25 protein-coding genes are annotated in these 26,028 nt (G+C 66.3%); 1 reads left to right on the top strand and 24 read right to left on the bottom strand.

All coding sequences use genetic code 11. The features are described 5' to 3' along the window. Positions 1–451: 451 nt before the first annotated feature. The 3 genes from QMG28_RS20215 to QMG28_RS20205 are packed head-to-tail and all read right to left on the bottom strand — an operon-like array spanning position 452 to position 3,041. Positions 452–1,222 carry an ABC transporter permease gene (locus tag QMG28_RS20215; protein ID WP_281844033.1) on the bottom strand — a complete coding sequence of 257 codons (771 nt, stop codon included), beginning with the start codon at positions 1,220–1,222 and terminating at the stop codon, positions 452–454. Next, positions 1,219–2,028: an ABC transporter ATP-binding protein gene (locus QMG28_RS20210; protein ID WP_281844032.1), complete on the bottom strand. Its 810-nt coding sequence runs from the start codon at positions 2,026–2,028 to the stop codon at positions 1,219–1,221. The genes QMG28_RS20215 and QMG28_RS20210 overlap by 4 nt, the downstream gene beginning before the upstream one ends. Then, positions 2,025–3,041, bottom strand: coding sequence for an ABC transporter substrate-binding protein (locus QMG28_RS20205; RefSeq protein WP_281844031.1), 1,017 nt, complete (start codon positions 3,039–3,041; stop codon positions 2,025–2,027). Before QMG28_RS20205 ends, QMG28_RS20210 begins: the two co-directional genes overlap by 4 nt. 122 nt (positions 3,042–3,163) lie before the next feature. On the opposite strand from QMG28_RS20205, the gene QMG28_RS20200 reads away from it, so the two are divergent. Then, on the top strand, positions 3,164–4,117 hold the full coding sequence (locus tag QMG28_RS20200) for a LysR substrate-binding domain-containing protein (protein WP_281844030.1): 954 nt from the start codon (positions 3,164–3,166) through the stop codon (positions 4,115–4,117). 83 nt (positions 4,118–4,200) lie between these two features. On the opposite strand, the gene QMG28_RS20195 is transcribed toward QMG28_RS20200, so the two are convergent. The 21 genes from QMG28_RS20195 to QMG28_RS20095 all read right to left on the bottom strand — a co-directional run bounded on the left by QMG28_RS20195 (position 4,201) and on the right by QMG28_RS20095 (position 25,804). Beyond that, positions 4,201–4,770, bottom strand: a complete 570-nt coding sequence (locus QMG28_RS20195) for a biotin transporter BioY (protein WP_307726364.1) — start codon at positions 4,768–4,770, stop codon at positions 4,201–4,203. Positions 4,771–4,821: 51 nt separating this feature from the next. Further along, positions 4,822–6,051 (bottom strand): Tm-1-like ATP-binding domain-containing protein, encoded by a 1,230-nt coding sequence (locus QMG28_RS20190; RefSeq protein WP_281844029.1) that lies wholly within the window; start codon positions 6,049–6,051, stop codon positions 4,822–4,824. A 40-nt stretch (positions 6,052–6,091) separates the two neighbouring features. After that, on the bottom strand, positions 6,092–6,844 hold the full coding sequence (locus QMG28_RS20185) for an SDR family NAD(P)-dependent oxidoreductase (protein WP_281844028.1): 753 nt from the start codon (positions 6,842–6,844) through the stop codon (positions 6,092–6,094). A gap of 177 nt (positions 6,845–7,021) precedes the next feature. Continuing rightward, positions 7,022–7,798 carry an SDR family NAD(P)-dependent oxidoreductase gene (locus QMG28_RS20180; RefSeq protein ID WP_281844027.1) on the bottom strand — a complete coding sequence of 259 codons (777 nt, stop codon included), beginning with the start codon at positions 7,796–7,798 and terminating at the stop codon, positions 7,022–7,024. A gap of 21 nt (positions 7,799–7,819) precedes the next feature. Then, positions 7,820–9,811 (bottom strand): acetoacetate--CoA ligase, encoded by a 1,992-nt coding sequence (locus tag QMG28_RS20175; RefSeq protein WP_281844026.1) that lies wholly within the window; start codon positions 9,809–9,811, stop codon positions 7,820–7,822. Beyond that, the gene (locus QMG28_RS20170) at positions 9,811–10,656 is read right to left on the bottom strand and encodes an HAD-IIA family hydrolase (RefSeq protein WP_281844025.1); all 846 of its coding nucleotides are present in this window, start codon (positions 10,654–10,656) and stop codon (positions 9,811–9,813) included. Before QMG28_RS20170 ends, QMG28_RS20175 begins: the two co-directional genes overlap by 1 nt. Beyond that, the gene (locus tag QMG28_RS20165; RefSeq protein WP_281844024.1) at positions 10,653–12,119 is read right to left on the bottom strand and encodes a carboxylase; all 1,467 of its coding nucleotides are present in this window, start codon (positions 12,117–12,119) and stop codon (positions 10,653–10,655) included. The genes QMG28_RS20170 and QMG28_RS20165 overlap by 4 nt, the downstream gene beginning before the upstream one ends. After that, positions 12,116–13,480 (bottom strand): acetyl-CoA carboxylase biotin carboxylase subunit, encoded by a 1,365-nt coding sequence (locus QMG28_RS20160; protein ID WP_281844023.1) that lies wholly within the window; start codon positions 13,478–13,480, stop codon positions 12,116–12,118. Before QMG28_RS20160 ends, QMG28_RS20165 begins: the two co-directional genes overlap by 4 nt. 3 nt (positions 13,481–13,483) lie before the next feature. Then, complete coding sequence (locus QMG28_RS20155) at positions 13,484–13,930, bottom strand: acetyl-CoA carboxylase biotin carboxyl carrier protein (protein ID WP_281844022.1); 447 nt, start codon at positions 13,928–13,930, stop codon at positions 13,484–13,486. 168 nt (positions 13,931–14,098) lie between these two features. Further along, on the bottom strand, positions 14,099–14,926 hold the full coding sequence (locus QMG28_RS20150) for a helix-turn-helix domain-containing protein (RefSeq protein ID WP_281844021.1): 828 nt from the start codon (positions 14,924–14,926) through the stop codon (positions 14,099–14,101). After that, entirely contained in the window at positions 14,923–15,933 is a 1,011-nt protein-coding gene (locus QMG28_RS20145) for a branched-chain amino acid ABC transporter permease (RefSeq protein ID WP_281844020.1), read from the bottom strand. Before QMG28_RS20145 ends, QMG28_RS20150 begins: the two co-directional genes overlap by 4 nt. Positions 15,934–15,935: 2 nt before the next feature. Further along, positions 15,936–16,820, bottom strand: a complete 885-nt coding sequence (locus QMG28_RS20140) for a branched-chain amino acid ABC transporter permease (RefSeq protein ID WP_281844019.1) — start codon at positions 16,818–16,820, stop codon at positions 15,936–15,938. Beyond that, on the bottom strand, positions 16,817–17,548 hold the full coding sequence (locus tag QMG28_RS20135) for an ABC transporter ATP-binding protein (protein WP_281844018.1): 732 nt from the start codon (positions 17,546–17,548) through the stop codon (positions 16,817–16,819). Before QMG28_RS20135 ends, QMG28_RS20140 begins: the two co-directional genes overlap by 4 nt. Next, positions 17,545–18,309, bottom strand: a complete 765-nt coding sequence (locus QMG28_RS20130; RefSeq protein ID WP_281844017.1) for an ABC transporter ATP-binding protein — start codon at positions 18,307–18,309, stop codon at positions 17,545–17,547. The genes QMG28_RS20135 and QMG28_RS20130 overlap by 4 nt, the downstream gene beginning before the upstream one ends. Further along, positions 18,306–19,601, bottom strand: a complete 1,296-nt coding sequence (locus tag QMG28_RS20125; RefSeq protein WP_281844016.1) for an ABC transporter substrate-binding protein — start codon at positions 19,599–19,601, stop codon at positions 18,306–18,308. Before QMG28_RS20125 ends, QMG28_RS20130 begins: the two co-directional genes overlap by 4 nt. A gap of 331 nt (positions 19,602–19,932) precedes the next feature. After that, entirely contained in the window at positions 19,933–21,018 is a 1,086-nt protein-coding gene (locus tag QMG28_RS20120) for an AbrB family transcriptional regulator (protein ID WP_281844015.1), read from the bottom strand. Between the two features lie 57 nt (positions 21,019–21,075). Beyond that, positions 21,076–22,032, bottom strand: coding sequence for a PDR/VanB family oxidoreductase (locus tag QMG28_RS20115; protein ID WP_281844014.1), 957 nt, complete (start codon positions 22,030–22,032; stop codon positions 21,076–21,078). 42 nt (positions 22,033–22,074) lie between these two features. After that, on the bottom strand, positions 22,075–22,764 hold the full coding sequence (locus QMG28_RS20110) for a class II aldolase/adducin family protein (RefSeq protein ID WP_281844013.1): 690 nt from the start codon (positions 22,762–22,764) through the stop codon (positions 22,075–22,077). Between the two features lie 103 nt (positions 22,765–22,867). Then, positions 22,868–23,275, bottom strand: coding sequence for a hypothetical protein (locus QMG28_RS20105; RefSeq protein WP_281844012.1), 408 nt, complete (start codon positions 23,273–23,275; stop codon positions 22,868–22,870). 21 nt (positions 23,276–23,296) lie between these two features. Continuing rightward, the gene (locus QMG28_RS20100; RefSeq protein ID WP_281844011.1) at positions 23,297–24,424 is read right to left on the bottom strand and encodes a Gfo/Idh/MocA family oxidoreductase; all 1,128 of its coding nucleotides are present in this window, start codon (positions 24,422–24,424) and stop codon (positions 23,297–23,299) included. 105 nt (positions 24,425–24,529) lie between these two features. Further along, positions 24,530–25,804: a Rieske 2Fe-2S domain-containing protein gene (locus tag QMG28_RS20095; RefSeq protein ID WP_281844010.1), complete on the bottom strand. Its 1,275-nt coding sequence runs from the start codon at positions 25,802–25,804 to the stop codon at positions 24,530–24,532. Positions 25,805–26,028: the final 224 nt, after the last annotated feature.

Here is a 26,028-nt window from a genome sequence, read left to right as displayed (position 1 = left end):
GGCCCATCGTCCTCACCTGGCGCGCCCAACGTGCGCCCGTCGCGGGCGAAAGCTGCAAACGCAACGCTGCCGCGCGCCCGCTTAACCCTTCTTCAATGTATCTCTGAAATCGCGTCCTGAGTGCCGACGGCAAAGGGGCTGACATGATCCATCCTCCCAACAAGGATGAATCACATCTGATGCCTCAAGGGAATCCCCCGCGAGTCAGGGTCACGCCGAAACGCTTTAGGCCGTCGCTATCGTCGCGGTCACCATGCTGCTGCGGACGGACCGTCGATCAGCGGCAGCAGGCGAGAGCGGATGAAAGCTGAGAGGTCGGCATCGAAACCATCCGCTCGCACCGTCCCTGCCGCTGCATCTTGCCTGATGGTTCGGACAGAACGCCCTGCCCCTTCACCATGGTGGAGGTACCCTCGCCCGCCATCCCGTGGCGGGCGAGGGTCATGTCACATCACCGTCTGGCGTTGGAAACGTGCCAGGGGGTGAACCACGCCCGCAGGCGGCCGATGAAGGTGTAGAGCAGCAGCCCCACCAGCGCGAGGGCGACGATCACCGCGAACAGCTCGGGCACCGCCAGGTTTTGCAGATGCGCCACCGCGAGGTAGCCCAGCCCCTCATTGCCGCCGATGAACTCACCGACGATGGCGCCGATCATCGCCAGCACCACGGCCACTTCGGTGCCCGTCAGGATCACCGGCAGGGCCGAGGGAAAATCGAGCATCAACAGGCGCTGCAACGGGTTGGCCTGCAACATGGTGAACACGTCACGGTCGCCGTGCTCGACCGATTTGAACGCCACCAGCGCGTTCGAGAACACCGGGAAGAACGCCAGCGCCGCGGCGATCACGATCTTCGATTCCAGCCCGAACCCGAACCACAGGATGAACAGCGGGGCGAGAGCGATTTTCGGGATCAGCTGCAAAAGCACGATGAAGGGTTTCGCCGCCCATTCCATCGGCGGCACACGCGCCATCGCGAAGCCGATCGAGATGCCGAGAAACACCGCGATCAGAAAGCCCGACACGCCCTCGATCACCGTCACCAGCGTGTGGTGCCAGAACCGGGGATCAAACAGCATGTTCCACAGCGCCACCACGATGGATTCCGGCCCCGGCAGCACGAAGGGCGAGACCTCGCCGCTGCGCACGTAGAGCGACCAGCCGATCAGGAACAGAGACACCGAGGCGATGGGCAGCAGGCGTTTCATGTATTCTTGCCTCATGCCGCGCCCTCCTTGAGCTTGGCCCGCAGCGCGCCGACCGCATCCTGAAAGGCGGTGCTGCGCTGAAGGTCGAGCGTGCGCGGGCGTTCGAACGGCATCTCGACCACGTCGACGATCCGCGCCGGACGCGGCGCCAGCACGACGACGCGGTCCGACAGAAAGGCCGCCTCGGCAATCGAGTGGGTGACGAGAATCGTCGTCACATGGGCGCGGGCGCAGACATCGAGCAATTCAAGGTTGAGATTGTCGCGCGTCATTGCATCGAGCGCGCCGAAGGGCTCGTCGAGCAGCAGCACCTGCGGCTCGGTCACCAGAGCGCGCGCCAGCGAAGCGCGCTGGCGCATCCCGCCCGACAAAGCGGTGGGCCGGTGGTGCTCGAAGCCCGCAAGGCCGACCGTTTCGCAGATCTCGTGCGCCTTCTCCAGCCGCGCCTTGCGCCCCATGCCCTGCACCCGGAGCGGCAGGGCCACGTTCTCGGCCACGGTGAACCAGGGAAACAGCCGCGCCTCCTGAAACATCATCGAAACGGGCCGCGTGGCCGGGCCGGAACGCCGCCCGCCCTTCCACACGGTGTTGCCCCGCACCGCCACGTTGCCCTCGGTCGGCGTCTCAAGCCCCGCGACGATGCGCAACAGCGTCGTCTTCCCGCAGCCCGAAGGCCCGAGCAGCGACACGAACTCTCCTTTCTGAAGGTCGAGATTGGCGTTTTTGATGGCGATGACTTCAGAAGCCCCGCCACCAAAAACTTTCGTCAGACCGGAGATCTCGATTTCCGGCGGGTGTTCACCCTGGTCGAAGGCCATCATCCAAGCGCCTTTTCAAGCAGCGCGTTGGTGTAGAGGGTCGTCGCGTCGGGCCGGCTGTTGATCAGCTTGGCATCCGCCAGCAGCGTCACGGCGTTGTCCCACACTTCGGGGATGTTGCGCAGCAGGTTCTCTTCGCCTTTGGCCACCCAGTTGGCGGCGTTGCTGGCGAGGTCCAGCTTGGCGGTTTCCATGTCGTTGAGACCGTTAACCTCGAACTTGCCGCCAATCGCTTCGAGCACCGGCGTCAGGTCGTCGGCCTGAGCGATCTCAAGCGCGGCCTTGTGCGTGGCCCGCAGGAAGGCCGCGTATTTGTCGGCGTTCACCTCGATATCGTCCTCACGCGCGACATAGACCTGCCCCGGCATCCCGTCATCCATCGGAATGGCGTGAACGGCATCCGGCCTGGCCTGGCGGGCCTGGATCATCGACGAGGTGTTGCCGATGAAGGCGCCCGCGCGCCCGGCTTCGATCAGCGCGTAGGAGGCGGCGCTGTCGGCCAGCTTCACCTTGTCTACGGTATCCGACGACAGACCGGCGCCCGCCATCAGCAGATCGAGCGTGCCTTCCATCGAGCCGCCGAGCGAGGCCATGCCAACCGTGCGGCCCTGAAGATCGGCCACCGAGTTCACCGGGTTGTCGGAGGAGGAGATGACGAAGAACGGCGAAAGCTGCGCGATGGTGGCGATGGAGACGAGCGGTGCGCCGTTTTCGACCCGCGAGATGATGTAGTTCGTCCCGCCGGTGCGCGAGCTGTCCATCTGGTTGGCCAGCACCATCTGCGAGGCCATGGCGGCGCCCTTGGCGGCCTCGATCTGCATCTCAAGCCCTTCGGCGGCATAGTAGCCCACGGCCTCGCCATAGAGCACCGAGGCAAATGACAGCGAGAAGGAGAACGGCGTCATGAAGCGGAAGGCGTTGCCCGCCGCAAGGGCGCTGCCGCCCGCCGACAGGACAACGGCCCCGGCTGCCGTGGATCCGATGAACTGGCGGCGGGTGAGAAGGCTGGATGACATGTGGCGAGGTCCTTTCGTTTTATCTGCAAAATGTCCGTTCGGCGCAGTCTAGTCAGACACCGGGTGAAGAAAATTGAATAAAAGGCCCTTTTCCATAACATTATGGAATGTAATACAGGGCTATGTCCGACCAGCTTCTCCATCTCCGCCTGCGCCACCTGCAATTGGTGGAACTGCTCGCCCAACACGGCACCGTCGGTCAGATCGCGGAGGAGATGAACCGGACCCAGCCGGCGCTGACCAAGATGCTGCAGGAGCTGGAAGCCTCGCTCGGCACCAGGCTGTTCGAGCGCGGGCGGCACGGGGCGAAGATCACCCCCGAGGGCGCGGCCTTTGCCCGCCGCGCGGCGATCATCCTCAACGAATGGCGGCAGATCCCGGCGGATATCGAGGTGGCCAAACGAAGCGGCGGCACCGTGCTGCGGGTCGGCAGCACGCCCCTGATCGGGATGACGATCCTGCCCGGCGCGCTCAGCGGGTTTCGCAAGGAATACCCCAACGTGCGCGTCACCCTGCGCGAAGCCTCGATGCATGAGCTGATCTCGGCGCTCGAAGCGGGCGAGATCGACCTGATCGTCGGGCGCTATTCCGGCGAGGGCGAGCGCCGCCACCCCTATGGCCAGCTCGTGCAGGAACGGCTGTATGACGAGCACCTCGTCGCCATCGCCGGCGCGCTTCACCCTCTGGCCCAGATGCGCGGTCTGAGCTGGGACTATCTGGCGGCGGCGGATTGGGTGCTTCCGCCGCCGGAGCTGACGACGCGGCGGCTCTTCGAGATGGAGTTTCTGCGGGCGGGCAAATCGCCGCCGGTCCCGGTATTCGAGACGACCTCCTTCGCCACCGCGATCTCCTTCGTCGCCCGGGGCGAGGTGCTGGGGCTCGTTCCCGAAGTGGCGGCACAGTTCGCGGCGGAGCTTGGCCTGGTGACGAAGCTCGATTGCATGCTCGACACGTTTTCCGCCCCGGTCTCGACGCTTCGGCGCGCAAGCGTGCCGGAATCGCCGGATATGGCCCGGTTCTGCGCCTCGCTGCGCGTGTCCTGCCAGAGCTATGCCGACGGCATCGGATCGGAGTAGGCCCGCCCGGGATCAGTCGCGATGCCTTGGCCGGCAGGTTCTGGCCCGCCCGGGGCCGCCGCCTTGGCGATAGCGACCGGGGATCAGCGCAGGTGCATGGAAGCCAATAGCCGCAGCGCCACGGGGGCGAGCAGCGCGGCCAAGGCGAGCTTCTGGATATCGCCGAGGATGAACGGGCCGACGCCATAGGCAAATGCCTGCGCCGGGCCGAACAGCACCGCCAGCCAGGCGGCGCCGAGCGCAAGCAAAGCAAGCTCGCCCGCCAGCATCGCGGCCCCGATACGCAGCGGATTGCGGCCCCAGCCCCGGTCGGCGGCCCAGCCGACAATCGCGGTCGCCACCACGAAACCGGCAAGATAGCCACCCGTTGGCCCCGCCATATAGGCCAGCCCCAGCCCCTTTTCGGGCGTGCCCTGAAACACCGGCAGACCCAGAGCGCCCTCGGCGAGATAGAGCGCCATGGTGGCAAGGCCGAGCCGCATCCCGAAGGCGGAGGCGATCAACAGCACCGCGAAGGTCTGGAGCGAAACCTCCACCGGCCAGAGCGGCACGGTCACGCGCGCCGACAGGGCCAGCAGCGCAGACCCGGCCAGCGCGAGCGCGGCCCGGGTGGAAAGGCGGGAGGCGAGGGCGGGGGAACGAGCGGGGATCATGACATCTCTCCTTAAGCGGCGAAGACCCGGTGGCCGGGCCTTCGATCAGGGTCAGGCCGACCGGTTCCCTGCCATCAATTCGCGCACCGCTTTCAGCAGTGCATCGGCGAAAGCACGGTCATTGGCGTGGGCATCCACGGTCTCGACCGCGATGCGGTCGGGGAAGGCCGCCTCGCATTGGCTGGCGAACACCGCCGGCAGGTCGGGCCGGTGCAGCGTGCCCTCGGTGCTGTCGTGGCTCGAAAAGCCCCCGAGCGGCACCAGAAAGCGGATCGGCCCTTCCGCCTCGGCAAAAATTTCGCCCATATGACCGGCCAGTTTGCCGAGATCCTCCGCGGTGGTGCGCACCGCCGTCAGCGCGGCATTGTGCACGTGGAAGTCACGGCCCTCGAAGGGCATATCGCCCTCGGCCAGATCGGAGGGCATGATGAAGAAATCCACGTTGCCCGGCGCGAAGACCGCCGGGATGCCGCGGCCAACCGCCGTGGTGGCCCGCTCGGGCCCGACCGCGCAGATGCCGCCCTGGATGAAGTCGTTGACCTCGACCAGCGACATATCCACCACCGCCGACACGTCGCGCTCGGCACAGATCGCCTCCAGCGTGCGCCCGCCATTGCCGGTGGTGTGGAACACCATCACCTCGCAGCCATCGGCCTCCAGCCCCTCGCGCACGGCGCGCGAGAGCGCCTCGGTGGTGCCCAGCGTCGAGACCAGCACCAGCGGCTTTTCTTCCGGCTTGCCCGGCTCATAGCCCCTGGCCATACCCGCCACCGCATTGGCACCGTTGCGATAGACATCGCGCGAAATCGAGTTGAGCCCGGAGATATCGCAGACCGAGTTCAGCATGGCGATATCCTTCACCCCGACGAAGCCGGCGGTCATGCCCGATGCAAGGGTCGAGATCATCAGCTTCGGCATCCCATAGGGGAAGCTCTGCATCACCTGCGTCGACAGCGTGGTGCCCATCGAGCCGCCGATCGACAGGATGCCGGAGATCGGGGTTTCGGCATGGACCCGATGGGCCGTCTTGATCGACCCTTCGATCATCTTTTCCTGAATCTTGCCCTCGTGCCTGATCGCGCGGATCTCGTCCAGCGTCATGCCGGCGGCGGCAGCCACCGCGTCGGGCGAGATCTCGGCCCCGCCCATAACCTTGCGCACCGAAGGATCGAGGTGGATCACATCCACCCCCGCCGCCTCAAGCGTGTCGCGCAGGAACTTCGCTTCGTGCTGCTTGGTGTCCTGCGTCACGATGAGCAGAACCTTCTTTTTCGTCGCCATGGACGTCCTCCCTGTTGCGGCTCTCCTCCAGAGCCCCTTGTCAGTGTGCGGTATGGCCTCCGTCCACGACGAAAACCGCACCGTTGGTAAAGCTTGCCGCGTCAGAACACAGATGCAGCACCGTGCCGGCAATTTCTTCCGGCCGGGCCGCGCGGCCGCTGATATTGTGCTGGAACATCGCCGCGCGGAACGCATCGTCCTCAAGCCAGGCGCGGGTCATCGGCGTCTCGACCAGACCGGGCGCGATGGCGTTCACGCGGATGTTGCGGGTGGCGTATTCCACCGCCGCGGCCTTGGTCATGCCGACAACCGCGTGCTTGGCCGCCACGTAGGGCGACATTTCCGGATCGGCGATGATCCCCGCCACCGAAGCGGTGTTGACGATGGCGCCACCGCCGCTTTCGAGGAAATGCGAAATCTGGGCCTGCATGCAATGGAACACGCCCTTGAGATCGACGTCGAGAATGAGGTTGAGCGAGGCGGCATCGACCTCGTGCAGCGGCTGCGGCTTGGGCAGGACGCCCGCATTGTTGAAGGCCGCGTCGAGCGCGCCATAGGCGGCGAGGGCACCATCGACCACGCGCTGCACTGCCGCGCGGTCGGTCACGTCGCATTCGATGAATTGCGCCCGGCCGCCGGCCTCGCGGATCGCCGCGGCGGTATCGGCGGCGCGCGCATCAATATCGGCGATCGTCACCCGGTCGCCGCGTTCGGCGAAGGCCAGTGCCGTCGCCCGGCCAATGCCCGTGGCGGCGCCGGTGATCATGACCGATCTCGATACGTCCGATGTCATGGCTCTCTCCGATAGGATGGCAAAGCTCTTCCGTGACCAGACCTGCCGAACCGGGCCATGCCTTGCTCTGTGGATGTTGTCGCGGGCTGTGGCGCCCGGTCACGTCGTCAATCTGCGCGGATTGTCGCAGGCTGGATATGGGGAACGGGCGAGCGTTTCACCCAGTGAAACCCCCTCTCACTTCGCCATGCAGCCACCGTCGATCACCAGCGCCGTGCCGGTCACGAAATCGGAGGCCGACGAGGCGAGATAGAGCGCCGTGCCCTTGATCTCGGCCGGATCGGCCACCCGCCCCATCGGTGTAAAGCCGGTGACGGCCTCCATGAATTCGGCATCGTCATAGGGGCCGAGGGCGGTCAGGAAAAAGCCCGGGCAGATCGCGTTGACCTGGATGTTGCTTCGCGCATATTGCAGGCCGAGCTCGCGGGTGAGGTTCACCACCGCGCCCTTGGTGGCGTTGTAGGCCGGCAGCGGGAACACGCTCGACGAACCGGCCAGCCCCCACATCGACGCGGTGTTGATCACCTTGCCGCCGCCGGTCTTCATCATCTCGCGGATCGCGGCGCGGTTGACGTTGAACACGCCGTTCAGGTTCACATCGACAACCTTGCGCCAGTTGGCGCTGTCGTATTCGTGGATGAAACCCGGCTCGGGATCGCCGATCCCGGCATTGGCGAAGGCGATATCGAGGCTGCCGAAGCGGGCCACGGTCTCGGCCACCGCCGCATCCACCTGCGCCTCGTCGGCCACGTCGCCGGTGAAGGTGAGCACATCGGCCCCGAGGCGCGACAACAGGGTCGCGGTTTCGGTCAGCCCTTCCGGGTCGAGATCGAAACAGGCGACATTGGCGCCGTTCTCGGCCATCGCCTCCGCCATCGCCCGACCGAGGCCGGACCCGGCGCCGGTGACGAAGGCCACCTTGCCGCTCACATCGAAAATCTCGTTTGCCGTCATTTCTCCGCCCTCCCGGATATCTCAACCGGCCCAACCGGCCGCGCGGGCCGCGAACCATTCCAGCGCCTCGGGGTTCTTCGTCGCCCCCTTGCCCGCCACCTGTTCCATCGGCGCGCCGAGAAACATCTTGCGTACGGGCACTTCCATCTTCTTGCCGGTCAGGGTGTGTGGAATGGCCGGCGCGGCGACGATCTCGTCGGGCACGTGGCGCGGGCTGCGCTCGCTGCGCAGCCGCCGCCTGATCTCGCCCACCATCGCCTCATCGAGCGCCACGCCCTCGGCAAGCTCGACGAAGAGCGGCATGTAATAGCCGCCCGCGCCATCCTCGACGCAGATGATCAGGCTGTCGGCAATGCCGTCGATGGTTTCCACCGTGCGGTAGATCTCGGCCGACCCGATCCGCACCCCGAAGCGGTTGAGCGTGGCATCGGAACGGCCCAGCACCAGCGCGCCGCCATGATCGGTGAACCGCACACGATCGCCATGCGCCCAGACGCCGGGGAAGTCCTCGAAATAGCTCGATGTGTAACGGGCGAAGTCTGCATCGCCCCAGAAGAAGAGCGGCATGGAGGGCATCGGCTTGCGGATCACCAATTCGCCCACCTCGCCGATCACCGGATTGCCGGCCTCGTCGAAGGCTTGCGCATCGGTGCCAAGACCACGGGCCTGGATCTCGCCGGCGCGGGCGGGCAGCAGCGGCGATCCCGCCAGGATGCCCGAGCAGAACTCGGTGCCGCCCGATTGCGAGGTCGGCCAGGCATTCGCCTTCACCGCCTCAAGCACCCAGGCGAAGACCTCGGGCGTGGCGGGCGAGCCGACCAGCATCACCGAATCCAGCCGCTCGAACCGCAGCTCGTCTTTCGGCACGATCCCCTGATTGCGCACGATTTGCAGGAAGGTCGGGTTCACCCCGAGCACCGTGGCCCCCGCCGCATCGGCGATCTGCCAGAGCAGGCGCGCATCGGGATAGGCCGGGTGGCCATCGTAGAGCACCGCCTCGCCGTTCATCATCGGCGCCCACATCAGCGTGTTCCAGACCATCCAGCCGGTGGTGGAATAGAAGAACAGCGCATCGCCCTTCTTCAGCTCGAAATGGAAGGCGGCGGATTTGTAGTGTTCCAGCACGATGCCGTGGTGGCCATGGACGATAGGCTTGGGCAGCCCGGTGGTGCCGGACGAGAACAGCACCCAAAGCGGATGGTCGGACGCCACGCGCTCATAGGCGAACGCCTCGGGCGCCACATCCGCGCCCGCCAGCATATCCTCCCAGCCCAGCGTTTCACCGGCGAAGGGCACCTCGGTTCCCGCGCCGGGCAGATAGTCGAACATCACCAGATGCCCGGCGGTCGGCAGCGCCGCAACGATCTGCGCGAGGTCGCCGATCCGGTCGTAATCCTTGCCGCCATAGCGGTAGCCGTTGCAGGCGAAGATCAGCTTGGGCTCGATCTGGCTGAACCGGTCGATCACCGTCTGGGCGCCGAATTCCGGCGCGGCGGAGGACCAGACCGCGCCGATCGCGGTGGTGGCGAGCATGGCGATCACCGTTTCCGGCAGGTTTGGCATATAGGCGACCACCCGGTCGCCCTTGCCGATCCCCATCGCCCGCAGCCGGGTGGCGAGCCGGCGCACCGCAGCGCCCGTTTCGGCCCAGCTCATGCTCGCCATCTCTCTCAACTCGGAGGAGTGGCGCAGCATCACCCGGTCCGGATCGCCGGAAAACTCGTGCCGCAGCACATGCTCGGCATAGTTCAGCCGCGTGCCGGTGAACCAGCGGGTGCGCGGCATCGGCTCGGCGGTCATCACCGCCTCGCGCTCGCCCTCGGAGATCAGCTCGAAATAGTCCCAGATTGCCGCCCAGAAACCTTCGAGATCGTCGACCGACCATTGCCAGAGATCGTCATACCCCTCGAAGGGCCGGCCCCGCTCCGCCAGCCAGGCGAGGAATGCGGTCAGATTGGCCGCGCTCCTGCGCGCCGCATCCGCCTCCCAGATCAGATCGCCTTCCGCCACCATCACGTCGCTCCTTCCCGCGTCTCAAACCACGGCTGGTCGGCAAAACCGATCAGCCCCTCCAGCACCACATGCGCCCGCGCCGCCGGTTCGATGGCATTGAAGGCGGCCCTGTCGTGCAGGCCGGTGGTCACGCCGATGGCAAAGGCCCCGGCCTCGCGCGCCATGCGCAGTTCCAGTTCGGGATCGTCGCCGATCACCATGATCGCGTCCACCGAAACCCCGGTCAGCGCCACGATCATCTCAAGGCCCAGCGGCGACGGCTTGCCAAACAGCCCGACCTCCTGGCCGGTCACGTTGTGGATCATCGCGGCCAGCGCGCCGGAAATGCCCAGAAGGCGGCCATTCGCGCCGGCGAAGAACGGCGCCGAGGAGGTGGTGAAAGGCTTCGCCCCGTCCCAGACCGCGTTGCAGACGGCCTCGATCTTGGGCACGTCCACGTGCCGGGTCCAGCCGCAGAGCACCGCATCCACCGGCCCGTCGGCCGGTTCCGGGGCCAGCACCTCGATCCCCGCATCGCGCAGCGGCACGGCGGTGCCTTCGTCGCCGAACACCATCACCCGCTTCATGCCCATGCGCGTGAGGTGATGCGCCGCCACCGAAGCGGGCGTGAGGATGTGACCCGGCTCGAAGTCGAGCCCCGCCGCCGCCAGCCGCGGATAATAATGCTCGGGCGGAAAGAACGTGCCGTTGGTATAGGCCGCCACGGCCATCCCCGCCGCGCGGCAGGCCGCGAGGGCCGCCACCGCGCCGGGCAAGGCGGTGAACGTGCCGCTCGCCTTGTCCATCATCGCAAGCGTGCCGTCGATATCGAAGACGGCGGCACGGATCGGCGTGTCAGGTGTCATCGGCCGCCTCCCAGTTCGAGCGAAAAGCCCGGCTTCTCGATCCGCGCGGCGCTCAGATCCTTGCGCGCCGTCAGTTCGCGGATCAGCGCCATCACCGGACGCGATCCGGCATTATAGTCGCGCCGCGCCGGCCCGGCGGCCTTCATCGCGTCAACCTGATCGGCCGGCATCACCGCGCGCAGCAGGAATTCCTCGTCGGAATAGTGCTTGCCGATTTTCGCCCGCAGTTCATCGAGCGAGGCCATATGCGGCTCCTCGTCGAGCTCCCTGGCGCGTTTTGACGATTTCACCCGGTCTTCCAGCGCGCCGTCGAGCGGCATTGCCGGCGCGCCGAAACGGCCCAGCACATAGCGCGTTACCTCGTCGGGGATGGTCTTGTAACGTTCGCCCGAAATCACGTTCATCAGCGCCTGGGTGCCAACCACCTGGCTGAACGGCGTGACCATGATCGGATAGCCCAGATCGGCGCGCACATGCTCGACCTCCTCCAGCACCTCCGGCAGCCGGTGGAGCTGTTTGATCTCGGCAAGCTGGCGCTTCATCGTGCCCATCATGCCACCCGGCATCTGGTGGCGGAAATAGGCACGGTCGAACTCGCCGGGCTGGCCATGCGTCAGCCCCTCCGCCGCCGCGAGCGCGGCGATATAGGCATCCATCTCGGCCACCGCCTCGTCGTCGATATCGACCCGATGGCCGAGGTCGCGCAGATTGGCGATGACCGGGCGCATCGCCGGCTGCGAGGTGCCATTGGCCGCCGCGCTGGACGCGGTGTGCAGCGTCTCGGCCCCGAGGCCGGCGGCCTCCAGATAGGAGAACGGGCCAAGCCCGATGGTGCAATGCGAGTGGAATTCGAGCGGGACCGGGCCCATCACCGCTTTCAGCGCCGGGATCAGCGTGCGCGCGCGTTCCGGTGTGACCAGCCCGCCCGGATCCTTCAGATAAAGCCGGTCGAACCTGCCCGACCCCGCCAGCGCTTTGGCCGCTTCGGTGAAATGGGCATCGTCATGCAAAGGCGAGAGGGTGAAGGTGAGCGCCGCGACGATGCTCTCGCCCCCGGCCTTGCGGGTGATCTCGGCCATCCGCAGCATCGCCGAGACGTTGTTCATCGGGTCCATCACCGCAAAGCGGCGGATGCCGTTATTGACGAGCAGGCGGAAGGCGAATTCCATCAGTTCGTCGCTGGCGATCTCCCACGAGATAAAGCGCATCCCGGTGGTGAGAAACGACAGGGGCGTGGTCGGCATCGCCTCGCGGAACAGCCGCAGCCGCTCCCACGGGTCTTCCTTCTTGAAGCGCACCGCCACCGCCATATGGGTCGAGGTGCTGAAGTCGATCGCCTCGAACCCGATCCGCTCCATCACCGGCGCGATCTGGAGCATCATGCCGGTATCGAGCCCGGTGGCTCCCCAGTTTGACTGGTTGCCGTCGCGCAGGGTCGTGTCGATGAGGGTGATATCGCTCATGCGGCGCTCTCCTTGTCCAGTCCGGGCAGCAGCCCGGCGAGATAGGCGGTATCGACCCCGCCGGCGGCGAAACCGGGATCGGCCATGATCGCGCGGTGCAGGCCGGCATTGGTGGTTACCCCGTCGAGCACGCAGACATCGAGCGCGCGGGCCATATTGGCAATCGCCTCGGCCCGGGTGCTGCCATGGGTGATCAGCTTGGCGACCATCGAGTCGTAATAGGGCGGGATCATCGCGCCCGGCTGCATATGGGTATCGACCCGCAGGCCCGGCATCCACGGGAACCATGCCTGCGTGACCCGGCCCGGGCTGGGCATGAAATCGCGGGCCGGATCTTCGGCATTGAGCCGGCATTCGACGGCATGGCCGGTGAAGCGGATATCGTCCTGCGCGATCGTCAGCTTGTCGCCCTGCGCGATCGAGATTTGCAGCGCGATCAGGTCGAGCCCGGTCACCATCTCGGTCACCGGATGCTCCACCTGCACCCGGGCGTTCATTTCGAGAAAGTAGAACGCGCCGCGTTCGACATCGACGAGAAATTCCACCGTGCCGAGCGAGCGGTAGCCGATATGGCGGGCATAGGCGACCGCCGCGGCGCGCAACCCGTCGCGCAGCGCTTCCGGCAGGTTGGGCGCCGGGGCTTCCTCGACCACTTTCTGATAGCGGCGCTGCACCGAGCAATCGCGCTCGCCGGCATGCAGCACCGTTTCGCCGTCGGAGATGATCTGCACTTCGACATGGCGGCCAACGGTCACGAAGCGTTCCATGTAGATGCGGCCATCGCCGAATGCGGCCTGCGCTTCCGACATCGCCATGTCGATCTGGGAGGCAAGGTCTTCGGCGCGGTCGACCCGCTTCATGCCCTTGCCGCCGCCGCCCGCCACCGCCTTGATCAGCATCGGAAAGCCGACATCGCCGGCAATGGCTTCGGCCTGTGCCACCGTTTCGACCGAGCCGCCGGGCACCAGCGGCACCTGCGCGGCCTCGGCATGGCTGCGCGCTGTCAGCTTGTCGCCCACCGCGTCGAGGTTCTCCGGCGACGGGCCGATAAACACCAGCCCCTCTTTGGCGCAGGCCTCGGCCAGCGCCTTGTTTTCCGACAGGAAGCCGTAGCCGGGATGGATCGCGTCGCAGCCCGTGCCAAGCGCCGCCTCGATCACCGTTGCGACCTTGAGATAGCTCTCCGGGGCCGGGGCCGGTCCGAGGCAAATGGCGCGGGTGGCAAGCTGGGCGCCAAGGCTGTCACGGTCGGCCTCAGACACGCCGAGCACGGTCTCGATCCCGAGGGCGCGGGCCGTGCGGATGATCCGCACCGCGATCTCGCCACGATTGGCAATGAAGATGCGCTTGATCCGCGACATGGCTCAGTCCTGCGCCACGCGGATCAGGCATTGGCCATGCTCGACAAGCGCGCCGTTCGGGGCGGTGATTTCGGTCACCGTGCCGCTGACCCCGGCCGCCACCGAGTTCATCAGCTTCATCACCTCGATGATGCCGATCACGCTGTCCTCGGTTACGCGGTCACCGACCTTGACGAAGGGATCGGCGCCGGGCTTCGGCGCGTGGTAGAAGGTGCCGAGCAGCGGCGCGGGAATCTCGGTGCCGGTGCGGGCCGGTGCAGCGGCGGGAGGCGCGGCGGGCGCAGGTGCAGCGGTGGGCGCAGGGCTCGCGGCAGGGGGCGCAGGTTCGTCCGCACCGGCGCGGCGCAGCTCCAGCTTGAGCTCGCCCATCTCAAGCTTCAGGCTGTTGAAGTTCGATGCATCCAGCAGATGCATGATCTCTTCGAGATCGGCCCGCGTCAGGCTGCTCATGGCTGGCCACCTGCGCGCAGAAATCCGGCGACTGCCCGGCGGCAGCCGAAAACGGCGTTGTTCATGATGTCCTCCCTGATGCGACCCTGCCGAAGCGCGGCCCTGATCGTTCGAGTATCGACGGTAGGGGCGCCCCGCCCGGCGCTCAATCACCGTCCCGGCTGGTTTTCACCCAGTGAAATTCTTTGGCGTCTCCGCCAGCCGTTCGGCGATTTCGCGTGCCGCCGCCATCGTCCGCTCGGCGAGCGTCTCCGCGGCGGTGGCCCGGTTCAGCGCCCGTTTCGCCCATGTGATATTGATCGCGCCGGGCACCGAGGCCCCGACCCGGATCGCCACGCCAATCGAATCGCGGCCATCGTCAACCCCGGCGCGGCCCTCGTCGAAATGGCCGCCGAAATCATGGTCGCGCAGCCCGAAGCCCCGCGCCCTGGTTTCGTCGAGAATACGGGCAACCGCCTCCTCGGAATGCGCCAGCGCATCGCCCTTGCGGCCGCTCCGGCGCAGCCGGTCGAGGATCGCCTCGCGCTTGGGCTGTTCGCAATAGGCCAGGTAGGCGCGCCCCGTTGCCGAGCGCAGATAGTTGATCTGAAAGCCGATCGGCCCAAGCGGGATGTGGTGGAAATAGGCCCGGGGCGCGTTGGTTTCCTTCACCTCCAGATGGGTCAGCCGGGGCACGGCGAGGATCGAGGGCCATTTGACCTCTTCCGACAGCCGTTCGAGCACCGGCGACGCGATCTCGACCAGCCGCGTCTCGCGGTCGATCCGGCTTGCAAGCTCCGACAGCGAATAGGAGGCGACGTAAGCGTCATCGACGATCCGCTGCCAGATCACCCCTTCTTCCATCAGCGTCTTGAGAATCCTGAGCAGCGAAGCCTTGGGGATGCCCGAGACCCGGTGCAGATCGTGCAGCGTCATCGCCTCCGACACCTGGATCAGTTGCAGAACCTCAAGGCCACGCGACAGGGCGCGGATGGATTTGACGGAGGTGTTTTTCATTCGGCTCCGGTTGTCTTCTCCCGAGTGATCAATGTGCGCCCGATGGGCAGCAGGAACCAGCCGTGACGGTTGCGGGCATAGCCCCACACCCCTTGCGGGAAGGCCAGCGCGAAAAACACCGCGGTGCCGCCCAGAAGTATCAGATACCACAGACCGAAGGAGGCGAGCAGGGTTTCTATCACGAAGAAGATCACCGCGCCGATCAGCGCGCCCTCGAAGGTTCCGATCCCGCCGACGATCACCATGAACACGGTATAGGCCATCCACTGGATGCCGAAATAGGTCTTGGGCTGGAAGCTGACCGTCGAGGCGAGCCAGAGCGCCCCGGCCAGAGCCGCACCCAGCGCGGCGAAGACGAAGACGAGCTGCTTGGTGCGGAACACCGGCACGCCGATCGAGCCGGCGGCCTCTTCGCTGTCGCGGATCGCCTGCAACGCGGCACCGAAGCGCGAGCGCAGCAGCAGCAGCATCCCCGCCACCACGCCGACAGCCGAGAGCAGCCCGAAGAGATAGATCACCACCATCCGGGTTTTCGGATCGAAGGCGTTGAGCGCGAGCAGCGAGATGCCGGTTTCGCCCTGGATCAGCGGATCGAGGTTGACCAGCAGGTGCAGAAGCGAGGCGAGCACCCACATGCCGATGGCAAACTCGCCCGCCTTCAGCCGCAGCATGACATAGCTGATCGGCACCGAAACCAGCGCCACCGCCCCGGCGGCAACCGCCATCGCGGCAAAGACCGGCACGCCGCCATCGGAGAGGCGGATGGTGAAATAGGCGCCAAGCCCGAAAAACGCCTGCTGCCCGACCGACATCAACCCGGCATAGCCCGCCAGGGCGTTCCACGTTACCGCGAGCAGCACATAGACGAAGAGCACCACCGAGCGCGACAGGAAGGCCGGGCTGCCCCAGAGCGGCGCGAGCGCCAGCACCGCGCAGCCCAGAACGAAGGCCCAGACGGTGATCCGCGCACGGGTGTTCCAGCGTTCGACTTCATATGGTTGCGACATGCTCACACCTTCCGTTTGAGGATCAGCGCCGGCAGCCGCAGCGACCCGCCGTAGAGCCGGGCGAACAGCACCGCGAAGAACACGAGGTTGCCGGCGATGAAGAAGCCCTGGGTGGAAATCTCGGCGCCGATGGTCTGGGAAAGGCCAAGGACGATACCACCGATCAGCGTGCCCCAGATCGAATTGGACCCGCCGATCACCGCCGCCTGAAAGGCAAAGAGCAGCTGCGGCGTGCCGCTATAGGGCGTGAAGGTGGCCCGCATCCCGAGCGCGGCACCGGCGAGACCGATGGTCATGAAGGCGATGGCGGCGGCGATGGTGCGGGCCCGGCGCGGGTCGATCCCCACCAGACCGGCGGTATCGGCGTCCTGCGCCGTGGCCCGGATCGCCCGGCCCAGCCCCGTATGGGTAAGGAACAGGTGAAGCCCGCCCAGCACGGCCACTGCTGCGACCAGCGTGATCACCGCGAGCTTGCCGACATAGAGATCGCCCAGCTCCCAGCTCGCCCAGCTCAGATCGCCGATATAGGGCGCGAGCGAGCGGGTATTGGCGCCGAAGACCTGAAACATCGCATTGTCGAGCACCACCGAGAGCCCGAAGGTCGCCAGCACCGACAGGAGCGGCCCGCCGCGCGTCGAGGGTTCGAACACCAGCCGCTCAACCACCACGCCGATCACGCCGAGCGCCAGCACGACCAGCGCGATGGCAAGGAAGGGATCGAGGCCCAGCGCGTCGCACAGCATCACCACGAAATAGGCCGCGAGCACGGCGAAAGAGCCATGCGCGAGGTTGAACAGCCCCATCACCGAATAGAGAAAGGCCAGGCCCGCCGCGAGGATGGCGTAGTAGCCGCCAAGCAGCACACCCTGAACAACGACGTCGATCATCCCACCGGCTCCTTTTGCGCCTGTTGGCCGGACAGGCCGAAATAGGCGCCAATGATGTCTTCACGGGTCAGATCGGCGGACCGGCCTTCGAGCACGATCCGCCCTTCCAGCATGCAGATCACCCGATCCGCCACCGCCATCGCCCGCCCGAGATCCTGCTCGACGATGACGACGGATGTATGCGTTTCCCGCAGCGCCGGCATGATCGAATAGACCCGGTCGACCACCGCCGGCGACAGGCCCAGCGAGACCTCGTCGAGCAGGATCACATCGGGATTGGTCACAAGCGCCCGACCGATGGCCGTGGCCTGTTGCTCGCCGCCCGACAGGTTGAGCGCGCGGCTGTGGCGGCGTTTGACGAGATTGTCGAACACCTCGAACACCCGCGCCGGCGTCCAGGCGCCCGCACGTCCGACCTGGGCGCCGAGGGCAAGGTTTTCCTGCACGCTCATCGTGGCAAACAGCCGCCGCCCCTCGGGCACGAGCGCAAGCCCCGCCCGCACCCGCTGGTGCGATTTCAGATGGTCGAGCGGCGCGCCATTGAGCATCACATGCCCGTCATAGGCCCCGTGGCTGCCGGCAATGGCGCGCAGAAGGGTGGATTTTCCCGCGCCGTTGGCGCCGACGATGGCGAGGATTTCGCCCTTGTCGAGTCGGAGCGATACATCTTTCACGGCCGTCAGCAGGCCGTGCCGGGCGGTCAGGTTTTCAACGACAAGCTGGCTCATTCCACGCTGTGCCCCAAATAGGCTTCCATCACCTGCGGATCCTTCATCACCGCCTCGGGATCGCCGTCGGCGATCACCCGGCCCGCATCCATGCAGATCAGCCGTTCGGCCACTTGCAGCAGGACATGGACGATATGTTCGATCCAGATGATCGCCGTACCGCGCGCCCGGATGGCGCGGATGATCTCGACAAGCTCTTCCGCCTCGGCATCGGTCAGCCCGCCGCCGACCTCGTCGAGCAGGATCACACGTGGTCCGGTCGCCAGCGCGCGGGCGACTTCCAGCCGCTTGCGGTCGAGCAGGCCGAGCCGTTCGGCGCGCTGGTTGGCCAGTGGCAGCATCCGGCACAGCTTCAGCGCGTCATAGGCCACCTCGTCGGCGGCATGATCGCCGCCGCCGCCAAAGGCCGCCGCGACGCGCACATTTTCAAACACCGTCAGCCCGTCGAAGGGCTTGGGGATCTGATGCGTTTTGGCGATGCCGAGATGGCAGACCTCCGCCGCGCCCGCGCGGGTGATGTCGCGCCCGTCGAAGGTGATCGTGCCTTCGCTCGGAAGGAAGCTGCCCGCCAGCGCCGCCAGCAAGGTTGACTTGCCCGCGCCGTTCGGGCCGACGATGCCCACCGCCTCGCCCGGCGCCAGATCGAGGGTGACCTCCGACATCGCCCGCAGCGCGCCAAAAGATTTACCCAGGTTCCGCGCCGAGAGGATCGGGGCGGCCCGCGCCGCCCCGATCGCCTGATGTTCTGCTGCGTCGGTCATTCGTTGTAGGCGTGCAGCGTGCCGACGACCGGCAGGTTCGGGTCGGTGGTGTTTTCGGTCACCACGTAGTCGATCGGCCATGCGCCCGTTCCCTCGACCCATTGCGTGCCGACGAGCGGGCCATGGGCCACATTCGGCACCGGGCCGGCGGTGAAGTCGACCACACCGCCGATAGTGTCGGTCCTGAGCCCGGCAATCGCCGCCGCAACCGCCGCCTTGTCCTTCGGCGCAGCCGAGGCGGTCAGCGCCGCGATGCCGACATCGAACAGCGCGGTGGAGGCCCCGAGCGACTGCACCCATTGGGTGCCGGTCTCGGCCTCGTAACCCGCTGCCAGCGCCTCAGCGCTCTGGCCCGTCACCGGCGAGCTGTAGGGCATGTCGCGGTGCCAGTACGCAGCAGACGAAAGACCCGGCCCGAGCGAGCCCATCGCCTCGATATCGGAGGGGAACAGCCCGGTCTTGGCGACCTGGCCGATCTTGATGTCTTTCAGCAGGCCCTGTTGTGCGGCCTGACGCCAGAAGGCAGCGAAATCGGGCGGCAGGGCGAAGGAGTTGATGATCTCCACCCCGGCCTCCTTGAAGGCGCGGATCTGGGCCGAATAATCCACGGTGAGGTTTTCGAACGCGCCGGGATCGACGATCTCGAAACCGGCATCGGCAAGTTGCGGCGCCAGCATGGCGCGCACCGCGTTGCCGTCGGCATCGTTCGGGTAGAGCACGCCGACCTTGCGGTTGGTCTCGATCAGGTTCCACTGGGTGATATAGGCCTTGGCGAACTCGCCCACACCGAAGCCGAAATGGTAGGACCATTTGAACGGGCTGGGCTCGTCCGGCTTGGCGCCACGGCCGAAATACCAGGCCTCCCACGGCATCACCGTCGAAAGACAGGGCACACCCGCCGCCTCGCAGCTGTCGGCCACCGGGTTGATGGTCTCCGGCGTCGAGGAGGCGAGCATCAGGTCCACCCCCTCGTTGTTGATGAGATCGTTGGCAAGCTGCGCCGCGCGCGACGGATCGGACTGGGTATCGCGGTCGATGATCTCGACCGTATAGGTGGTGCCAGCGATCTCGATCCCCCCGGCAACCGCGGCCCGGACCTGTGCGATCACGAAGTCGTCGCCCTGCCCGAAGGCTGCCAGCGGCCCCGAGCGCGGCGAGATGAAGCCAATCCGCAAGGTGGTATCGCCCTGCGCGCGCAGCGGCAGGGCCGTCACCGCCGCCAAGGTGGCCGCGCCGGCCAGAAAGCCACGCCGATCCAGTCCCGAAAACTCGGGTTTTCCAGTGCTATTCATAGATTATCCTCCCTGGTTCCGATGGCCGGGACGCCCCCGCGCATTTGAGGCCCACGCCTTGTGGTGCTGAGGCTGCCGCCATCGGTCGGGAAAAGTAGAAACAGGGAAGCAGGAAAAAAACAGACGGGAAACCGCGAGATTTCACCACGTGAAATCATTGAGAAACCCCGCTGGTGCGGGAAGTTGCGGAAATGATTGGGACTTACCCGAGGGCATGCCGCAACACGGCACCTCGTCCGTGCGGTGCCGGTGATCGGTGATGCTGGTTGCGGCGCCCCGGCCCCGCTTTCGCCAGGCTGGTTAATGGGACCGGCGGCGCAAGCCGATCATCTCACGGCTCCCGGCTCTTCTTTCGGTCCATCAGGGAAAAAATCCAGGGCGACAGGAACACGGTCGCGATGATGCGCGCCAGATGATGCGCCGCGACGAAGACCGGGTCGGCGCCGAGCGAGATTGCCACCAGGCTCATCTCGGACAGCCCGCCGGGCGCGAATGACAGAAACAGCAAAGATGCCGGCGCGATGCCGGTGGCCGAGATGGCCAGCGCGCAGGTTGCGGCGATCGCCGCCGAAACCGCGAAGGCTGCCACTGCCGAGGGCATGCTGCCCAGCAGGTCGCGCCGGTTTTCTTCGCGGAAGCGGCAGCCCAGCATCGTGCCGATGGCGAGCTGGGCGAGGTGAAGCAGCGACGGCGGCACCGTCATTGTGGTGATCCCCGTGCCGAAGAGGATCGACCCCAGCACCAGCGGTCCGATCATCGGGCTTGCGGGCAGGCGAAAGCGCAGCGCGACAGCGGCGCCGAGCGCGGCGGCGGCGGTGAGAAGCGCGGCCTGCCAGAGACTGAACGGCGCGCCGCCGCCCGTGGCCAGAGCGCCGGAGCGGTCGTAGCTGCTGTGCAATATCGCCGTCAGCAGGAACGGCAGGACGATGATCGCCAGCGTGACCCGCGAGGAATGCTGCAAGACGATCTTGCCGGGATTGCCCCCGTTGCCCTCGCCCAGCAGAACCGATTCCGCCACGCCGCCGGGGCTGGCGGAGAAGAAGGCGGTTGCCCGGTCGTAGCGCGCGATCAGCCGGAAGGTCATGTAGTTCGCCATCTGAAGAACCACCACGAAGGGGATCATGGCGACGAGGCTCGGCCACCACGACAGCAGGCTGATCAGGAAGCTCGGCGTGACGCCGGAGCTGATCGAGATCGCAATGACCGGAATAAAGATACGATTGGTGATCCTCGGCATGCCGATACGCAGGCCAAAGGGATGCAGCCCCGACAGGTTGACCGCCGCCGTCGCGAATAGCGGCCCGAGCATCCATGGCAACGGAACATGCGCAAGGGTCGCCAGAGCGACCCCGCACATCCCGATCACCAGGGTGAAGCCCGTCGTCAGGACGAGGTTGACATCAATCCGCGCCCGCATGGCCGCCCCATGTCGCACCACACCCGCCGCTGCGGCGGGAACCGCCGGCCCGCACGCTCACGCCGGAAAGCCGATGGTGATCTCGCGGCTCTTGGCGCGGGAGCAACAGATGATGATGCTGTCGTCCATCTCGTCGTCGAACAGCACGAGATCGCGGTGGTCGGCTTCGCCCTCGACCAATCGCATACGGCAGGTGCCGCAGGTGCCCGACTCGCAGGAGCTTGGCATGTCCAGCCCCGCCTCGTTCAGAACGTCGAGGATCGACTTGTCTTCGGGCACCCAATAGCTCTGGTCGCCCCCTTCGAGCCGGACCTGGAACCCGTCTTCGTCTTCCGCCGGGGCGGCGGGCGTGGTGCCGAAATCCTCGAAGCGGACGCTGCCGCGCTCCCAGTGCTGGCTGGCGGCGCGGACGGCATGGAGCAGCCCGGTCGGCCCGCAGCAATAGAGCACCGCGCCGTTCTGTTCGGCCAGAAGGGCTGCAAGGTCCAGCGAATTGGCGGGATCGCCCATGTCGTGGTGCAGGGTCACATGCGGGGCCAGCGGGCCGTTGACGACCTCATCCAGATAGGCGGTCTGCCCCGGTTCGCGGGTCAGATAGATCATCTCGAACGGTTTGGCGGCGGTCCGGAGCAGGTACTGCGCCATGCTGAGGATCGGGGTGATGCCGATGCCGCCGGCGATGAGCACGATCCGCTCGCCATCGCCGCGCAGCTCGAAATCGTTGACCGGCGCCGAGACCTCGACGCTGTCGCCGGCGGCGGTGGCGGCGATGAAGCTTGTCGAGCCGCCCTTGCCCTCGGCTTCGAGCTTGATCGCGATCCGGTAGGCCGACCGCTCGGCCGGGTCGTTCAGCAAGGAATATTGCCGCGTCCCGCCCGACGGCACCGCAACATGGATATGCGCGCCCGGCGTGAAGGCGGGCAGATCGCCGCCCTCGGGATCGGACAGCGTGTATTCGTGGATGCCCGCCGCAACTTCGCGGATGGCGGTCACTTTCAGTTGGAACATCTCCATACCAGGGCTCTCCTTGTCTTCTGGCATCGGCACAACGCTGCCTCAGCGCAGGCGCCGGACCAGGTAGTCGAAGTTGATGGTGAACTGCTCCTGCTTGCCGAGCGCATCGCGGAGCTTTTCGATATCACCGTCGGGGAACGGGTCGGCCCGGCTGCCGGACGCATCGGCGACGAGCTGGATCATCGCCGCATTCTCCAGCATGATCGCGCCGATCACCGCCTCTTCCACCGAGGCGCCGGTGCAGACGATGCCGTGATGCTTGAGCAGCACCGCGCGGTTCGCCGCCAGTGCCACGGCCACGCCCCGGCCCATCTCGGGGGTGCGGATCAGGTTGATCGTGTCTTCATAAAGCCCGAGCCGCTGGTGGAACAGCGCCGCGGGCTGGCTGACCGGGCGCAGCGGCTCGCCGCTGGCGGTCAGCGCCACGCAATAGGTCGGGTGGGTGTGCAGCATCGCGTGCACATCGGGGCGCGCGCGGTAGATCTCGGTATGAATGAACGCCTCGCTGTGACGGCGCCCCTTGCCCGCGACCACGTTGCCATCGAGGTCGATGGTCAGCAGGCAATCCGGGGTCAGCTCGTCGAGGCCCACCGAATGCGGCTTCATCAAAAACAGCCCGGGATTGTCCGGCAGCCGTGCCGAGACGTGGCCCCGGGTCAGATCGTCCTGACCGTTGGCGCAGAGCACCTTCCCCGCCTGCACAAGCTTCTCTCTCAGTTCCGGATAATCCATGTCGCGCTCCCTGTTGGGTCCGGGCGCCGCACTCCGCGTCGGGGCCCGAATGATGTGATGAGTTTCGGCATGCCGGACCCGCGCCTTGCGGGACCGGTTGGGCTCATTCTTCGTTGTCGGCGGTTGCCGGCCGCTGGTTCTGGAAGCCCGGCATCCGGGCCAGATCGGCCAGCGAAAACTCGATACCGGTGATCAGGTCTTCGATCTGGGCGCGCGACAGGCGCATCGTCACCCAGCCAAGCCCGCTGTGATACATCGCCAGCACGACACCGCGCCGCGACGGATCGGGCAGCGTGTCCCACAGAAGGTTGTCGCAGTCGTAAACCGGGGTCTCGCCGGCGGTCAGCGCAACCTGTTTGGCGGGCTGCATCGCGGCGCGCACGGCCACCAGATCGGCGATCATCCGGTCAAGCTCGGCGGCATCGCAGGAGATGGCGGTGCTTTGTTCGTCCTGGGTCACGGTTACGCTGGCGGTAGTGGCCTGATCGTTCAACGTGGCGGTGAGTGTCATGTTCGCGCTCCTGTTTGTCGTTCAGCTCTGCGGGATCGCAACGGGCTTGCCGGACCGGGCGGAGTCGAGCACCGCATCGCAGACCGACACGATCGACGCGCCCCAATAGCCGTCATGCAGCGGCGGCTCGCCGCCGATTGCCGCCGCGAACTCGTCGAGCACCAGCTCGCGCGGCGACCGGCTGTTGTCGAGCGGCAGCGTCTCGCAGCCTTCCGCGGTGTAGATCAGCAACCCGTCCGGCGATTGCCGGATGTCGCCCTTCTCGCAGCTCACCAGCGTAAGCCCGAAATGCGGCTGGTGCGGCGCGTCGTTGCCGATGGCCGATTTCGCGCGCTCGCGTTTGCGTTTCAGTTCCTCTTCGGGCGAGGCGGCGGCCTGTGCGGCGCGCGGTTTCACCGTGGCCGGGTAGCCCCATTCGCCCACCTGTCCGGTCAGCTCCGAAGTCGCAAAATGGCCATAGCCGTTATAGACCGCCGTGCCGATGGCCCCGTTGGCAAAAGTGAGCGTGGCGCTGTGCGCGCCGATTGTGGGCCGGGCCGGATCGAAGTCGAAGGCATGGCCGGTGACCGAGACAACGCGCTCGCCGCAGAGGCTGCGCAGGATGTCGAATTGATGGGCGCCCTGGCGATAGGTGACGCCGCCGCCCAGCTCGGGCCGCAGCTCATCGGGCCGCCGGGGGCGGTAGACCCAATCGGTGTAGCACCAGGTATTGACCATCCGCACCGCCCCGAGGCGGCCCGACCGGATGATCTCGCGCATCTTGCGGATCGGCAGATCGTGGCTGTGCGAATGGCCCACGACCAGCGCCAGCCCGCGCGCCTCGGCGGCTTGCGCGAGGGCGATCCCGTCTTCGGCGCGGATGCACATCGGCTTTTCCAGCAGCACATGCTGGCCGGCTTCCAGCGCCGCCATGGCGTGATCGCGGTGCAGCTCGGTCGGCGTGCCGATATAGACCGCCTCGCACAGCCCTGCCCGCAGCAGATCATCGACGGTGTCGAACACCGGCACATCGAAGGCCGCGGCAAACTCCGCGCGCGCCTCGGCACGGGGATCGCAGGCCGCGACGATTGTGAAATCCGGGTGCCGGCGCAGCGGCGTCAGAAACGCCTGCGCCGCCGCGCCCAATCCGATGACGCCCAAACGTGTCATGGCAGGTTCTTTCCGTTGAAGGCCGGCGCCCGACCTCCGGACCGCCACAAGGGCTGACCGGAGGCGAGCGCCGCACCGAGGAGGAAGCCGCCCGGCGAGCCGGGATCAGCCGGCCTTGGTCGCCAGCGGCGACGGCGTGCTGGGCTCGTAAAGCTCGACCAGATCGTCAAGGATCGGCGAGTAGCGCATATGCGTGCGCATCAGCCAGCTTTTCATGCCGTCGCTGTTGTGGTGCTTCTTCTTCTCGTTGGGCAGGTCGATCCGCTCGTTCTGAACGGCATCGCGGAACACGCACATCGGGTCTTCCCCGGCCTCGACCTTCTTGATCTCGCGGCGCAGCATCCGGCGATAGGCGGCGATGCCCTGGTCGGTGGAGCCGAGATTCTCGATGGTGCGGTCGGCGATGGCGCCCTGGGAGATCCAGGCCATCATGTCCTGCCCGTCGACGTTGTCGACGATGTAATCGCCGTTTTCGTCGTAGATCGGCACCTCATAGGTGTGCAGCCTGTCGGTCAGATGCGCCGGCACGTTGGCATCCGCCGGCGGCACATAGGCGGTGTACCAGATATGCAGCGTATGGGTGTCGTCCACCGGCACGCGGATCTGGAAGGCGTAGTAGCGCGAGTTTTCGTCGCCATTGCCCACCGACAGGGTGTTGGGGAACATGATCGGGTGGCCGACCTGCCAATCGTCCGAATCCTCGGACTGGCCGACCAGAAGACGGTGTTTGGTGATGCCGTATTCGAATTCCTTGAAGGCGATCTTGGCGTGCGGGGCGCTGATCGCCACCTTCACGTTTTCCTGCTCTTTCACGAATTCATAGAGATGGCCGTGCAGCCATTCGGTATGGACCGGATCGAGCGAGTTCTCCATCGCCTGCAACCAGTTGATCGGGATCACGGTGCGGCCCATCATCCGGACGGTGCCGGGCTCGACGAAGCCATCGACGCGCGGCAGCAGCGGCGCCGGGTCCGGCCCCATATAGGCCCAGATCATCCCGCCCAGCTCTTCGACCTTGTAGGCCTTGGTCTTGATCTTCTGGCAGAACGAAGAGCCTTCGGGCTCGTTGGGCTGTTCGAGGCACTGGCCATCGTTGCCGAAGGCCCAGCCGTGATAGGGGCAGCGGATCCCCTCGTCGGTGGGGATGCCGTTGACCAGCGAGGCGCGGCGGTGCGGGCAGTGGCGGTCGAGCAGGCCGAGGCGCCCCTGGCGGTTGCGAAACAGCACCAGATCCTCGCCAAGCAAGCGCACCGGGATCGACCATTTGTCCTTCAGGTCTTCCATCGCGGCAATCGGCTGCCAATAGCGCCGCATCAATTCGCCGGCGGGTGTGCCCGGGCCGACGCGGGTCAGCATATCGTTCTGTTCCTGGGTGAGCATGTGTCGCCTCCTCCTGGCTATCATGGCGCGCCGGGGCCCTGCCCCCGGATGTCGCCGGTTTGCTATGTGCCTCTGACTGATCGAGTCGGCACCTGCGTTATTGTTAAGTGATTAACAATATTGCGGCGCGTCGATCAATGGAATTTTTGCGATACGGCTCAATTTTTATTAGCATTCTGATCTCTAAATTTGTTAACTGGATACCAATAAAGGGTTCGGCCACA

Source organism: Sinisalibacter aestuarii (assembly GCF_027923545.1).
Classification (GTDB): domain Bacteria; phylum Pseudomonadota; class Alphaproteobacteria; order Rhodobacterales; family Rhodobacteraceae; genus Sinisalibacter; species Sinisalibacter aestuarii.
This window is presented reverse-complemented; position numbering and strand designations above follow the sequence as displayed.